Raw genomic sequence first — 12,981 nt, 5'->3', positions numbered from 1 at the left:
CGGGGCTGCCGCTACACGATCCCGAGACCGCGCGAATGCCGCGCCGCGCACCACCACGTTCCGCCGATCCAGAGCGTTCGCTCCATGCTGATGCAGACCAAGACCGAGGCGAGGCCGGCCGATCCGGTGTCGCGGCGGCGCACCTTCGCGATCATCTCCCACCCGGACGCGGGCAAGACCACGCTCACCGAGAAGCTGCTCCTGTTCGGGGGCGCGATCCAGCTCGCCGGCGAGGTCAAGGCCAAGCGCAACCGGGTCTCGACCCGGTCCGACTGGATGGGGATCGAGAAGGAGCGCGGCATCTCGGTGGTCACCTCGGTGATGACCTTCGAGTACGGCGATTGCGTCTTCAACCTCCTCGATACGCCCGGCCACGAGGACTTCTCGGAGGACACCTACCGGACGCTCACGGCGGTCGATTCGGCCGTCATGGTGATCGATGCGGCGAAGGGCATCGAGGCGCGCACCCGCAAGCTGTTCGAGGTCTGCCGCCTCCGCGACATCCCGATCGTCACCTTCATCAACAAGCTCGACCGCGAGGCCCGGGACCCGTTCGAGCTGCTCGACGAGATCGAGAAGACGCTGGCGCTGGACGTCGCCCCGGTGACGTGGCCGATCGGCACCGGGCGCAACTTCTCGGGAACTTACGAACTCGGCGGCAACCGCGTGCGCCGGCTCGACGCCGCCGAGGATGCCGGGATGGTGGCGGTGTCCGGCCCGGACGACCCGCTGTTCGACGAGCTGCTCACCGAGGACGGCGCGGCGGACGCGTGGCGCGAGGAGGTGGAGCTGGCCGAGGGCGGCCTGAAGCCCTTCGACCTCGACGCGTTCCGCGAGGGACACCTGACGCCGGTGTTCTTCGGCTCGGCGCTGCGCAATTTCGGCGTGCGCGACCTCATCGACGGTCTCGCCAAGGTGGCCCCGCCGCCCCGCGGCCAGGACGCCGACAAGCGCCTCGTCGAGCCGACCGAGCCGCGGATGACCGGCTTCGTGTTCAAGATCCAGGCAAACATGGACCCGAACCACCGGGACCGGATCGCCTTCATGCGGGTCTGCTCGGGCAAGCTCAACCGGGGCATGAAGGCCCGGCTGGTGCGCACCGGCAAGCCGATCTCGCTCTCGGCGCCGCAATTCTTCTTCGCCCAGGACCGGGCCATCGCCGACGAGGCCTATGCCGGCGACGTGGTCGGCATCCCGAACCACGGCACGCTGCGGATCGGCGACACGCTCACCGAGGGCGAGGACCTCGTGTTCCGCGGCGTGCCGAGCTTCGCGCCCGAGATCCTGCGCCGGATCAAGCTCACCGACGCCATGAAGGCCAAGAAGCTCCGCGAGGCGCTGCAGCAGATGGGCGAGGAAGGCGTCGTCCAGGTCTTCGTGCCGCAGGACGGCAGCCAGGCGATCGTCGGCGTGGTCGGCGCGCTCCAGCTCGACGTGCTCAAGGAACGGCTCCAGGCCGAGTACGGCCTGCCGGTGGATTACGAGACCTCGCGGTTCTCGGTCTGCCGCTGGGTGTCGTCCGACTCGGAGACGGAACTCGACAAGTTCGTCGATTCGCACGGCTCGGCCATGGCCAAGGACCTCGACGGGGCCCCGGTCTTCATGGCGACCACGGCGTTCTCGCTGCGCTACGAAGAGGAGCGCTACCCGGCGGTGCGCTTCACCGATGTGAAGGACTATCAGAAGCGGGCGGTGTGAGCCGGTCCGGAGCCCCGCTCCGACGGCGGGCGCCGCGCGTCGTCGCGCGCGCGGCGTGACAATCCGGCGGCGCAACGCTCATCGCGGCGGCGCTGCCCGGACCGCTGTGCCGCCCCCGCGACGCCAGGGCCGCGTCAGAACTTGCCGAGCATCGGGAATTCGACGCTCAGACTCGACTCCGAGGCGATCGGCATTTCGCGTTTGCGCGGCTTGCGGTTGAGCACCTGCTTCAGCTTCGACTTCAACACCGCCATGTCGAACGGCTTGAGGATGAAGGCGTCCGCGCCCGCCTGGTGGGCGAGGTTGATGTCCTCGAAGTCGAAGGACGATTCGGTGAGCATGAAGGGCGTGTTCATCAGCGCGTCGTCGGCCCGGATCTCGCGCAGCAGGCTGAGCCCGTCCATCGGCTCCATATCGAGGTCGGAGATCACCAGAGCGTAGCGGCGCTGCCGCATCCGCTCCAGGGCCTCCGTCGCGCTGGTGACGCCCTCGACATCCGGGAAGCCGATGCGTGTCATCAGCATCACGATCAGCCGGAGAAGCTTCTCCTGATCGTCGACGATGAGGATCGGGGGCGTATCGCTCTCGGACATCGGCGCGGCTCAGATGAAAAGATGGTCGATGCCCTGACGGGACATCGCGTCGGATTGGAGCGACAGGCAAAGCCCGTGGATCGCGGATGCCTTCGGCGTGCCGCGCTGGAGCATCGGCAGAAGGTTGGCCTTCGCAAACAGCGTGTCGTTGCCGGCGGTACGCTGCGCGCTCTTGAACGAGTGGACGAACTCGCGCTTGGCGATCTCGCGCCACTCGCTGATCTGGACATCCCGGTGGCGGCTGTCCGCGCTCACCCGGTCGAAGGTCTCGTGCACCGACGAGCGCTCGCCTTCGATCACCTGGCAGGCGAAATTTCCCTCGATGACCAGGAAGCTTGTGATCACCGCAAACTCGTTCTTCTTCTGGGCGGTCCGGCCGATTTCATTGATCTGCTCGGACCTCTTCGCCGGTTCGGACGACAGGTTCAGGCGTGAGAAGTAGATGATGTGGACGAGGCTCGTCCGTTTCGCCCGCATGATCCCGAGATCCGAAATCCGTATCCGTTCGACGCTTCCGGTCAGGACGCACCGCGCGTGGCCCTGGCCCGGCCGTATCTTCGCGCGTGTGGAATAACACCGCGTAAACGCGGCCCGATCGCGTCTGACCGGGCGTGGACCCCACCCGGCAGGATCTGCCGGGACCGCCGCCGCGCCCGGCGAACCCTGCCGGGTTCGGAACGCCGCGGCTCCGAAATATCAAAGACTTAGCCCTGGCATGCCGGTTGCGGCGCATCGAGCCTGCGGGCCAGAGCGGCGCGTATTGGGATCGTTCGCCATGGATCTTTTTTCCGCCCTGCAGACCTCGGTCTCCGGTCTCCAGGCGCAGTCCTATGCCATCAGCAACATCTCCGGGAACATCGCGAACTCGCAGACGACCGGCTACAAGCGCATCGACACCAGCTTCGTCGATCTGATGGCCGAGACGACGCCGAAACGCGAGGTCGCCGGATCCGTCCTGGCCCAGTCGCAGCTGACGAACACGATTGCCGGCAACGTGGTCTCGTCCAGCGTACCGACCAACATGTCGATCAGCGGCACCGGTTTCTTCACCGTGGTGCAGAAGACCGGTGACGCGAACAATTCGCCAACCTTCAGCGGCGCGAATGTCTACACGCGTCGCGGCGACTTCTCGCAGGACAAGGACGGTTATCTGGTCAACGGCGCGGGTGGGTACCTGACCGGGACCAACCTCGATCCCACGACCGGTCAGGTCACCAGCACGGGCCCCGTCAACATCGGCAACCTGACTCTTCCGGCGCAAGAGACGAAGACGATCACGTATTCGGCCAACCTGCCGGCCACGCCCACGGTGAGCGCCTCGGCTCAGCCACCCAACAGCATCGCCGGTCCATCGATCACGGGCTACACCACGACCGGGGCACCGGTGACGATCAGCATGCGCTGGGTTCAGACGACGACGGCCGGCACCTCGCCCTCGTCGTGGGACTTGTACTACAACAGCAGCACCACCGACACGCCGTCTTGGACGCAGACCGGGCCGGCCTTCACGTTCGACTCAACCGGTAAGCTCACGAGCCCGGCCTCCACCACGCCGGTACCGCTGACCGGCGTGCAGATCGGCGACTATACCTTCTCGTCGCTCAGCCTGGATATCAGCGGCGGCCTGACCCAATACGCGGATGCCAGCGGTGCCGTGACCACCAAGGCGCTAAGCCAGAGCGGCAACAGTGCCGGCACCCTGATGAGCGTCGCCGTGGGTGAGGACGGCAAGATCAACGGCACATTCTCGAACGGTTCGGTGATTCCCGTCGCGACCGTGGGCATCTCGCAATTCGCCGATCCCGACGGGCTGAAGGCCGACGGGAAGGGGAATTATCTGCAGACGGCCGATTCCGGGCCGCCGCTCACCGGTCTCAACGGCAGCACGATCAATGGTGCCAGCATCGAGCAATCCAATACCGACATTGCCAGCGAATTTTCTAAGATGATCGTAACCCAGCAGGCGTACTCTGCGAACACGCGGGTCATGTCGACGGCGCAGACGATGATGTCTGACCTGCTGAACGTGATTCGCTGATTGAGGCCGGGGCTCGCGACGCGGAGGCCGTGATATGTCGCTGAACGCGATTTCGACCGCGACCGCGGGTTTGGCCGCCACGCAGGCGGCCATCAACATCGTCTCGCAGAACGTCGCCAATGCGGGGACTGCGGGCTACGTCAAGCGGACGGTCTCGACGGTCGCCACCGGCACCAACAATTCGGGTGTCGCCGTCGGGACGATCACCCGCAGCTTCGACGCTGCGGCCCTGAACCAGCTGCGGCTGGAGACATCGGGGGCTGCCTACACCAGCACCAAGGCCGGCATCGCCACCCAGCTCGATGCCCTCTACGGGACGCCGGGCAGTTCGACCTCCCTCGACGGCACGCTGAACACCTTCACGCAGTCGCTTCAGGAACTCGCGGCGAATCCGACCTCGGCGGCCGCCCGCACGACGGTGCTGGGCAACGCCTCCGCGCTCGCGAGCCTGATCAACAGTTCCGCCGGCACGGTTCAGAACCTGCGTACCGGCATCGAATCGCAACTGGGCAGCGATACGAGCGCCGCCAGCACGCTGCTGGCCAACATCGCGACCCTGAACGGCAAGATTCAGAACAACACCGACAGCACCACGCTGACCGCCCTTCAGGACCAGCGCGACCAGGCGATCAACAGCCTGTCCAGTTACATGGATGTCCAGACGTCCGATCAGAGGGACGGAACGGTCTCGGTGATGACCCGGTCGGGGGTCACACTGGTGGATCACGGAAACGCGGCGACGCTCAGCTTCGACGGACGCGGGATCCTCGACGCCAATTCCGCCTATTCCACCGATCCGACGCAGCGCACGGTCGGCACCATCACGGCCACGCTGCCGGGCGGCGGCAAGATCGATCTCGGCGCCCCCGGCGTGCTGCGCTCCGGGAGCTTGGCCGCCGGGATCGAACTGCGCGACCAGACCCTGCCGCAGGCGCAACGTCAGCTGGACGACCTCGCGGCCGGCCTGGCCAGCGCGCTCAGCGACAAGACCGTCACCGGCACGTCCAACGGCACGCAGACGTCCATCGACCTGACCGGCATCCAGCCGGGCAACACCCTGACCTTCCCGGTGACGGTGAACGGCACGGTGCGCAACGTCATCCTGGTCGCGTCCAACGATGACGCCACGTCAGTCCCCGCGAGCCAGACCAAGGATTCTACGGCCCTCGTCCAGACGTTCAAGATTCCGAGCAGCGGATCGGACTACGCCGGCGCGATCAACACGGCCCTCGGGAATCTCGGTCTCTCCGCCAAAGTTGCGGCTTCGGGGACCGGCGCCGCTCTGGTGATCGGGCCGGCGGCCGGGAGTTCCGACACGGTGACGTCGGCGACGGCCAACATCACCCCGATGTCGTCGGTCAGTGACCTGACCTCGGGCAACCCGTCGCTCGCCCTGTTCGTCGACGGTACGCCCAACAAGCTCTACACCGGCTCGCTCGACAATGGCTCGCAGCTCACCGGATTCGCCCAGCGCATCACGGTCAATGCCGCCCTGTCCGGAAACACGGCGGCGCTCACCCAGACGAGCGCCACCGATCCCAGCGCCTCCGGGTCACGCGCCCAGAAGCTGTTCTCGGCGCTGACCTCCACCCAGCAGACCTTCTCGTCGTCCAGTGGCATCGGCGGTGTCTCGGCGCCCTACAATGCCACCGTGATCGGCTTCGCGCAGGACATCGTCTCGACCCAGGGGGCGGCCTCCGCGAACGCGTCGGCGATCGACGACACCCAGCAGACGGCGCTCTCCACCGCCCAAAGCCGGTTCTCCGCCGGGGCGGGCGTCAATATCGACCAGGAGATGTCGAATCTGATCGCTTTGCAGACCGCCTACGGCGCCAACGCCCGGGTGCTGACGGCGGCCCGCGACATGCTCAACCAGCTGCTGCAGATCTGATCATGACGACGATCACCCCCTTCGCGGCCGGCTCGTACATCACGAATCGCAACGCCTCGCAGCTCCTGACGCTGAAGAACCAGCTCAACGACCTGTCGAACCAGCTCTCCAGCGGTCAGGTCTCGCAGACCTATGGCGGGCTCGGCTCCGGTCGCTCCACAGCGCTGGCGGCTCAGGCCACCTTGAGCGCCCTCAACGGCTATGCCAGCGGCATCACCGCGGCCCAGACCCGGACCAACCTGGCGGTGACGAGCCTGTCACAGGTGGCGAGTATCGGGACGAGCACCGCGTCGACCTTGCAGAACGGCCTGCAGAGCGTGGCGGCGAACTCCGTGTCCGGCCGCGCGACGGCGCTGGCCAACCTCCAGACGGTGCTCGACACGCTCAATCAGTCGGCGGCGGGCAATTACCTGTTCGGTGGGACCAACACCGAGACCCAGCCGGTGCTCGATGCGAACACGATCCTCAACGGATCGACCGACTCGACCGGCCAAACGCTCGACGGCCTCACGGATGTCATCAACGAGCGGGTCAGCGCACAGCTGGGCACCCAGGGGAACGGCCGGCTGACGCAGAGCGCGTCGACGGCGATCCCGATCCAGGTCACGGAGGAATCGAACCCCGGGACGCGCGGCAATTTCGGCTTCACCCTCGGCAGCACCGCGACGGCCACGGGGGCTCTGACCGCCTCCGTCTCGAGCACGGTCCCGGCGACCCTGACCGTCAATCTGACGAGCGCGAGCGCTCAGCCGGCCCCCGGCGACAGCATCAGCTTCTCGCTGGTGACACCCGAGGGGACGTCCACGACCATCACGCTGACCGCAGCGACCAGCGTGGTTGCGGGCTCGAACTCCACCTTCGCGATCGGCGCCAACTCCGCCGAAACGATGAAGAACCTCTCCGATACCCTCACGAAGGCGCTGACGGGCGCGGCGAGCAGCACGCTGGCGGTGAAGGCTACAGCCGACGCGGCGACGCAGTTCTTCAGCGGGTCCGTGAACGGGGGGCCGGGCGGAAACGGCGTGATCCCCCAGCGGGTCGTCTATTCCGGAACCAACCCGGTCGGATATGCAAGCCCCGACCCGAACACGACGGTGCTCTGGTACCAGGGCGAGAACACCTACGACACGTCCAAGACGCCGCCGGAGCCGACCTCTGCGATCGATACCCAGTCGGTCCAGGTCAGCGCGACCGGCACCGTCGGCACGGGAGCGCGGGCCAACACGCCCGAGATCCAGAACGTGCTGGCGGGCTTGGCGACCATGGCCTACGCCCTGCCGACCACGAACGATGCCAGCACCTACAACACCTATCAGGCCGTCGCGACCAAGGCCGGCGGGCTGCTGGCTTCCGCCAGCCAGACCCCCAGCGTCCAGGACACGGTCACGCAACTGACCATCGCGTCGGCGCGCCTCTCGAACGCCAGTACGACCAACAAGGCCACCCAGAACACCGTCCAGAACACCCTGGACGGAATCGAGCAGGCCTCCCCCGAGGAGGTGATCACCAAGCTGCTCGACGTGCAGAACCGGCTCCAGGCCAGCTATCAGGTAACCTCGACGCTCTCCAAGCTGTCACTGGTGAACTACATCAGCTGATCGTTCACGGAGATTGGTCCCCGACCGAGCGCGGCCGGTATCCGAAAGATCCACGATCGGCCCGAGCGACCATAGTCTTGCCGTTTTCCGGGATTGAACCGCGGCGTGCGGACGCGCCCACGCGCCGTGATTCGATCGAGGAGAGGTCGGCATGTCGCTGCCCGGACCCATCGAACTCGTCCTTCGCCTCGGGATCGCGCCGCGGATCGGCGCGATCGGGATGGTGGAACAGGCCGTCGACGCGTATCTTGCGGGCTATGCCCATCCCGGCGAGCGCGCCATCGCCCTCGACATCCTGTTGCGCGACCTCGCCCGTCTGCGCATCCACGAGCCGGATCTCGATCCGTTCATCGGCGAGGTCGAGCAGTACATCGACCAGCTTCACCGGAATCTCGCGCGCCAGGCCGCCTGAGATGCGCGGCCGGCTCCGCATGCTGGCGGTTATGGCGGCTCTCATGGCGGCGGGCCTGTCCGGCGCCGGGACGGCCGCCGCCCTCGATCTCCGGGACCTGCCCAAGACGCCCGGTCCTGTGCCGTGCCCCTCCAAGGGGCCGGGCTTCGTGCGCCTGCCGGGGAGCGGCGGCTGCATCCGCATCTCGGGCCGCGTCACGGCGGGAGCGGATCTGGGCGCGGGGCATGGCGTGGCGGCGGCGCCGGCCGTCGCCGGCCGCCTCGCGATCGACAACCGCGCGGACACGGATCTCGGCGAGGTGCGGACCTACCTTCGAATCGGCACCGGCCGCCGTTGAGACGCGGCTCAGAGGTTGCGCGAGAGGACCAGCGGTCCGCTGCGCACACCGCGGCCGTACGGGGAGGGGGCCGGAATCTGCCGGCCGTAGCCGGACGGCAGCTGAGCCCGGCCGATCTCCTCCGCCAGGGTCTTGATCAGCCCTTCCGATACGGTCTTGGCGCTGGCGAGCACCGTCTGGTTGGCCTCCACGGCCGCGGTGAAACGGCGATGGGCCGTGCGCAGGGCCTCGACCCCGTCGGGATGGAAGCGCTTCAGCGCGACGGCGTTCGCCTTCGCGACCTCGAGGCCCTGCATGTAGGCGGCGGCCAGCGCGGCCTTCGGCTCGGCCGCGGCGACGCCCTCCTGCAGGCGGCCCTCCCGGACGAAGGCAGCCTCCTCGGCGAGCACGGCCTCCAGGGCGGCCATGTTGCCGAGCACGCCGGCCACCAGGGCCTCGGCGGTGACCCGGTCCGCGACGCGCAGCGGTTCAGCCCTTTGCATTGGTCGCTCCCTCGCTCGCCGCACCCTGCATCTTCATGATCTCACGGAAAATCGAATCGGCGATGCCGACGCCGCCGCTCTTCACGATCTGGGTCGCGTATTCCTTGGTCAGCATCGAGCGATAGACACCGCCGCCGGTGCCGTTCTCGCCCAGCGGTCCCTCGGTGCCGTCCGATTGGGTCAGCCGATCCAGGCTGTTCTCCAAGAACATCGATTCGAACTCGGTGGCGGTCTTCCAAGCCTTGGCCTTGCTGGCCGACTTGATGACCCCGTCGACGGCGCTCCCGGCGACCGAGGTCCCGATGCCGGCGGCATTGGCCGCGAGACTGGCGAGTTGCAGCATGGTTCGACCCTCCAGGTCCGGTTGATCACATCAGCTCGATGTCGGCCTGAAGCGCGCCGGCGGCCTTGATCGCCTGCAGGATCGAGATCAGATCCCGCGGGCCGACACCCAGCGCGTTGAGGCCGTCGACCAGCTCGCGCAGGCTGACACCCTCCTTGACCAGGGCGAGCTTGTTGCCGTCGCCGGTATCGACCTTCACGCCGGTGCGCGGCACCACCACGGTGCGGCCATTGGACAGCGGCGCCGGCTGGCTCACCTGCGGCTGTTCCGTGATGGTCACGGTGAGATTGCCCTGCGCGATCGCCACCGTGGAGACGCGCACGTCCCGGCCCATGACGATGATGCCGGAGCGCTCGTCGACGACGACCCGGGCGGTCTGGTCCGGCTCGACCTTCAACTGCTCCACCTCGGTGATCAGCCGGATCATGTTGCCGTTGTAGCGGGTCGGGATCTGGATCGTGACGGTTGCCGGATCGGTGGGCTCGGCGGTGTCGGCGCCCATGAAATCGTTGATCGCGGCGGCGATCCGCTTCGAGGTCGTGAAGTCGGGATTGCGCAGGGAGAGCCGCAGCGCGCGTGCGTCGTTCAGCTTGAAGGCGATCTCGCGCTCGATATTGGCGCCGTTGGAGATCCTGCCGTTCGTCGGAACGCCCCGGGTGATCTTGGCGGCATCGCCCTCGGCCGAGAATCCCGCGATCGCCACCGATCCCTGCGCCAGGGCGTAGACCTCGCCGTCGGCGCCGAGGAGCGGCGTCACCAGCAGGGTGCCGCCCTGGAGGGACTTGGCGTCGCCCAGAGACGAGACCGTCACGTCGATCCGCGTGCCCTGCGCGGCGAAGGGCGGCAGGCTCGCCGTCACCATCACGGCGGCGAGGTTCTGCGTCCGCATCGTGGCGCCGCGGGTGTTGACGCCGAGGCGCTCCAGCATCGCCTGCAGCGACTGCTTGGTGAACGGGATGTTGTTGAGCGTGTCGCCGGTGCCGTTGAGGCCGACCACGATCCCGTAGCCGACGAGCTGATTTTGGCGGACGCCCTCGATGGAGGCGAGGTCCTTGACGCGCGACAGGGCCAGCGCCGGCCCGGGCAGGGCGGCGAGCAGCAGGGCGCCCGCGACGACACCGAGCAGAAACCGGAGGGGACAGAACGCGTGACGCGGGCGCATGCCGGATTTTCGACCAAGAACGGACCTGCCGCCATCCTGCCAGGGCCGTGCCAGTCGAGCCGGTGCGGCAAGGCTTTGAAGGAATGGTATTTTTCGCTCCGGGTCCCCGGCGGCGCGTTCCGGCGCACCGGGACCGAACCTGCCGACCCGGCAGCTTCTGCCGCCTCGTTTACCCGCGCTTAACCCTGGCGGCCGAGTTTCGGGTTCTGCGCGGGGGCGCTTGGAGCAACGCGAACCGGATCATGCGTGTCGAGACTCGCCAGCCGATCCAGAGTGCCGGCGGCGTCGCGGCCCCCCGGAAGCCCGAGGGGGGCGCCGGCTTCAGCCTCGGTGCGGCCCCGGCTCCCGGGACGGGGGCCGGTGCGCCGGCAGCCGCCGCGACGCTGGCCGGGCTGGACGCGGTCCTGCTTCTCCAGTCCGAGGCCGATACACCCCAGGAGCGGCGGCGGCGCTCGGCCCAGCGCGGCCACGACCTTCTCGATGGTCTCGACCGACTGAAGGCGGCGCTTCTCGGTGGCCGCGTCGCACCGCAGGAGCTGCGCGCCATCGCCGGCCGGCTGAACGAGCGTGCGGGCCTGTCGGGAGATCCGCGGCTGGACGGCCTGATGGCCGAGATCGAGCTGCGGGCCGCGGTGGAACTCGCCAAGCTGGAGATGGCCCGGGGCGTCTGACCGGGCGTCCGCGACGGTCGGCGCGAGCAGAGGCACACCGTCCGGCGGCACCGCGCGCCGCTTCGCCCCGTCGCGGCGCGCGCGATAGCCGTGCGTTCGGACGCGAGCCCGCCCCGGCTAAACCACCCGCCGCTTCGGTCCCGCCGGGCAGCATCTGCGGCTCGCCCGGTCCGGTCTCGACGCCGAGATCCGGCACCGCGATGATCGGCGCGCCGCGCAGGTCCTTGCGGGTGACGATGGCGCCGCGCTCCTCGAGATAGGCCAGCATCCGCCGCGCCCGGCCGCCCGAACTGGTGCCGTAGGCCTCGGCCAGCATGGTGTCGGTCGGGCAGGGGGCACCCTCGATGGCGGCCCGGGCGACCACCAGGAACAGGCCGGCGAGATCGTCCGGCAGGCTCGCCGCGATCGCCTGGGCCTGCTCCCAGCCGGAATTGTCCGCCACCGCGCCCCCGGCCTCGGCCCGCGCCACGGCGAGTCGCCGCTTGAACTCGGGCAGGCCCATCGTGTCGCCCCGTAGGCGGCGGATGCGGCAGCGGACGGTGAAGTCCTGATAGAGCGTCGCGGGCGTGCAGGCGGCGGCGTCGGCATCCGCCAGCACGGAGGCCAGAACCTCGGCGAGGGCCGCCTCGCGAGCCTCCGGGTCCATGGGCTCCTCCTCCGGCTCCTCGGCGGGCACCGGCGGCCGGTAATTGGCGAGCTGGACGAGCACGTCCGGCGCCGGAGTGGGGCGCGGCTTCGGGCGTGGCGCCAACGGCGCCACGATCTCCTCCGGGCTTGCCGTGAGGATCAGCGCGCGGGCGTCTTCCAGGGCGTCGGGGAGGGGGACGAGGACCGGCGAGGAACTCCGGCTCACGGTCTGGGTCGGTCCGACCGCGATGGTCAGCGGGCGCCGCGACAGGGCCGGGCCGAGGGCCACGAAATGCCCGCGCGGTAGATCGCGGAACGTCTCGGCCTGCCGGCGCTCCAGGCCGAGCAGGTCGGCGGCGCGGGCCATGTCGATGTCGAGGAAGGTCCGGCCCATCAGGAAGTTCGAGGCCTCGGCCGCGACGTTCTTGGCGAGCTTGGCGAGGCGCTGCGTCGCAATGATGCCGGCGAGGCCGCGCTTGCGGCCGCGGCACATGAGGTTGGTCATCGCGCCGAGCGAGAGGCGCCGGGCCTCGTCCGAGACCTCGCCGGCCGCCGCTGGGGCGAAGAGCTGCGCCTCGTCGACGGCCACCAGCATCGGGTACCAATGGTCGCGGTCGGCATCGAACAGGCCGCCCAGGAAGGCCGCAGCGGCCCGCATCTGCCCGTCGGCGTCGAGATTTTCCAACGACAGCACCACCGAGACCCGGTGGGTCCGCACCCGGGCAGCGATGCGCTGCAGGGCGACGTCGTCGCCGTCCGCCTCGACCACCACGTGACCGTAGCGGTCGGCGAGGCTGGCGAAATCGCCTTCGGGGTCGATGATCGCCTGCTGCACGAGGCCGGCGCTCTGCTCCAGCAGCCGCCGCAGCAAATGCGATTTGCCGGACCCCGAATTGCCCTGGACCAGAAGCCGCGTGGCGAGCAGTTCGGTGAGGTCGAGGAGCGCGGGGCGCTCGCCGGTCAGGCCGAGATCGATGTCGGAACGCATAAGGCCTCATAGCACGGCCCGACGGATCCGGGTGCGCCGCCGTCGCGCTGTCCACGCTTCCCGCCATACCAGCCGTGCCGCGCCCGGCCTGGACCCGGACGCCGCGGCCCTGTACGGCCACCGGCCTCCCAGAACGAACCC

General features: G+C 68.6%; 12 protein-coding genes and 1 pseudogene. 7 read left to right on the top strand and 6 right to left on the bottom strand.

Annotated elements, in window-relative coordinates; genetic code table 11:
• Positions 1-84: 84 nt before the first annotated feature.
• On the top strand, positions 85-1,698 hold the full coding sequence (locus I53_RS15550; RefSeq protein WP_043352245.1) for a peptide chain release factor 3: 1,614 nt from the start codon (positions 85-87) through the stop codon (positions 1,696-1,698).
• Positions 1,699-1,832: 134 nt separating this feature from the next.
• On the opposite strand, the gene I53_RS15545 is transcribed toward I53_RS15550, so the two are convergent.
• Complete coding sequence (locus I53_RS15545; RefSeq protein WP_043352244.1) at positions 1,833-2,291, bottom strand: response regulator; 459 nt, start codon at positions 2,289-2,291, stop codon at positions 1,833-1,835.
• Between the two features lie 9 nt (positions 2,292-2,300).
• On the bottom strand, positions 2,301-2,768 hold the full coding sequence (locus I53_RS15540) for a BLUF domain-containing protein (RefSeq protein WP_043352241.1): 468 nt from the start codon (positions 2,766-2,768) through the stop codon (positions 2,301-2,303).
• Positions 2,769-3,066: 298 nt separating this feature from the next.
• Between I53_RS15540 and I53_RS15535 the strand changes: the two genes are divergently transcribed.
• The 5 genes from I53_RS15535 (at position 3,067) to I53_RS15515 (ending at position 8,567) form a co-directional block, all read left to right on the top strand.
• Positions 3,067-4,329 carry a flagellar hook protein FlgE gene (locus tag I53_RS15535; protein ID WP_043352240.1) on the top strand — a complete coding sequence of 421 codons (1,263 nt, stop codon included), beginning with the start codon at positions 3,067-3,069 and terminating at the stop codon, positions 4,327-4,329.
• Positions 4,330-4,363: 34 nt separating this feature from the next.
• Positions 4,364-6,220 carry a flagellar hook-associated protein FlgK gene (gene flgK, locus I53_RS15530; protein WP_043352238.1) on the top strand — a complete coding sequence of 619 codons (1,857 nt, stop codon included), beginning with the start codon at positions 4,364-4,366 and terminating at the stop codon, positions 6,218-6,220.
• A 2-nt stretch (positions 6,221-6,222) separates the two neighbouring features.
• On the top strand, positions 6,223-7,818 hold the full coding sequence (locus I53_RS15525) for a flagellin (RefSeq protein ID WP_043352237.1): 1,596 nt from the start codon (positions 6,223-6,225) through the stop codon (positions 7,816-7,818).
• Positions 7,819-7,969: 151 nt separating this feature from the next.
• Complete coding sequence (locus tag I53_RS15520; protein WP_043352235.1) at positions 7,970-8,230, top strand: hypothetical protein; 261 nt, start codon at positions 7,970-7,972, stop codon at positions 8,228-8,230.
• Position 8,231: 1 nt separating this feature from the next.
• Positions 8,232-8,567, top strand: coding sequence for a hypothetical protein (locus I53_RS15515; protein WP_043352233.1), 336 nt, complete (start codon positions 8,232-8,234; stop codon positions 8,565-8,567).
• An 8-nt stretch (positions 8,568-8,575) separates the two neighbouring features.
• Here the strand turns inward: I53_RS15515 and I53_RS15510 are convergent, their stop codons facing one another.
• Genes I53_RS15510 through I53_RS15500 form a run of 3 tightly spaced genes read right to left on the bottom strand, consistent with a single transcriptional unit; the run spans position 8,576 to position 10,554 of the window.
• Positions 8,576-9,049 (bottom strand): hypothetical protein, encoded by a 474-nt coding sequence (locus I53_RS15510; protein ID WP_043352231.1) that lies wholly within the window; start codon positions 9,047-9,049, stop codon positions 8,576-8,578.
• Positions 9,036-9,392, bottom strand: coding sequence for a rod-binding protein (locus I53_RS15505; RefSeq protein ID WP_043352229.1), 357 nt, complete (start codon positions 9,390-9,392; stop codon positions 9,036-9,038). Before I53_RS15505 ends, I53_RS15510 begins: the two co-directional genes overlap by 14 nt.
• A 25-nt stretch (positions 9,393-9,417) precedes the next feature.
• Positions 9,418-10,554 carry a flagellar basal body P-ring protein FlgI gene (locus tag I53_RS15500; protein WP_043352227.1) on the bottom strand — a complete coding sequence of 379 codons (1,137 nt, stop codon included), beginning with the start codon at positions 10,552-10,554 and terminating at the stop codon, positions 9,418-9,420.
• 242 nt (positions 10,555-10,796) lie between these two features.
• On the opposite strand from I53_RS15500, the gene I53_RS31355 reads away from it, so the two are divergent.
• On the top strand, positions 10,797-11,225 hold the full coding sequence (locus I53_RS31355; protein ID WP_043760456.1) for a flagellar assembly protein FliX: 429 nt from the start codon (positions 10,797-10,799) through the stop codon (positions 11,223-11,225).
• Between the two features lie 157 nt (positions 11,226-11,382).
• Here the strand turns inward: I53_RS31355 and I53_RS15495 are convergent.
• A pseudogene (locus I53_RS15495) lies at positions 11,383-12,840 on the bottom strand (helicase HerA domain-containing protein); the annotation flags it as partial.
• Positions 12,841-12,981 lie beyond the last annotated feature (141 nt).

Source organism: Methylobacterium sp. B1 (genome assembly GCF_000333255.1).
GTDB classification, from domain to species: Bacteria; Pseudomonadota; Alphaproteobacteria; order Rhizobiales; family Beijerinckiaceae; genus Methylobacterium; species Methylobacterium fujisawaense.
This window is presented reverse-complemented; position numbering and strand designations above follow the sequence as displayed.

What these genes read in the sequence shown, in the direction of transcription:
- I53_RS15550 (WP_043352245.1), top strand. Translation starts at nt 85, where the DNA reads ATGCTGATGCAGACCAAGACCGAGGCGAGGCCGGCCGATCCGGTGTCG.
- I53_RS15545 (WP_043352244.1), bottom strand. Translation starts at nt 2,291, where the DNA reads ATGTCCGAGAGCGATACGCCCCCGATCCTCATCGTCGACGATCAGGAG.
- I53_RS15540 (WP_043352241.1), bottom strand. Translation starts at nt 2,768, where the DNA reads ATGCGGGCGAAACGGACGAGCCTCGTCCACATCATCTACTTCTCACGC.
- I53_RS15535 (WP_043352240.1), top strand. Translation starts at nt 3,067, where the DNA reads ATGGATCTTTTTTCCGCCCTGCAGACCTCGGTCTCCGGTCTCCAGGCG.
- flgK (WP_043352238.1), top strand. Translation starts at nt 4,364, where the DNA reads ATGTCGCTGAACGCGATTTCGACCGCGACCGCGGGTTTGGCCGCCACG.
- I53_RS15525 (WP_043352237.1), top strand. Translation starts at nt 6,223, where the DNA reads ATGACGACGATCACCCCCTTCGCGGCCGGCTCGTACATCACGAATCGC.
- I53_RS15520 (WP_043352235.1), top strand. Translation starts at nt 7,970, where the DNA reads ATGTCGCTGCCCGGACCCATCGAACTCGTCCTTCGCCTCGGGATCGCG.
- I53_RS15515 (WP_043352233.1), top strand. Translation starts at nt 8,232, where the DNA reads ATGCGCGGCCGGCTCCGCATGCTGGCGGTTATGGCGGCTCTCATGGCG.
- I53_RS15510 (WP_043352231.1), bottom strand. Translation starts at nt 9,049, where the DNA reads ATGCAAAGGGCTGAACCGCTGCGCGTCGCGGACCGGGTCACCGCCGAG.
- I53_RS15505 (WP_043352229.1), bottom strand. Translation starts at nt 9,392, where the DNA reads ATGCTGCAACTCGCCAGTCTCGCGGCCAATGCCGCCGGCATCGGGACC.
- I53_RS15500 (WP_043352227.1), bottom strand. Translation starts at nt 10,554, where the DNA reads ATGCGCCCGCGTCACGCGTTCTGTCCCCTCCGGTTTCTGCTCGGTGTC.
- I53_RS31355 (WP_043760456.1), top strand. Translation starts at nt 10,797, where the DNA reads ATGCGTGTCGAGACTCGCCAGCCGATCCAGAGTGCCGGCGGCGTCGCG.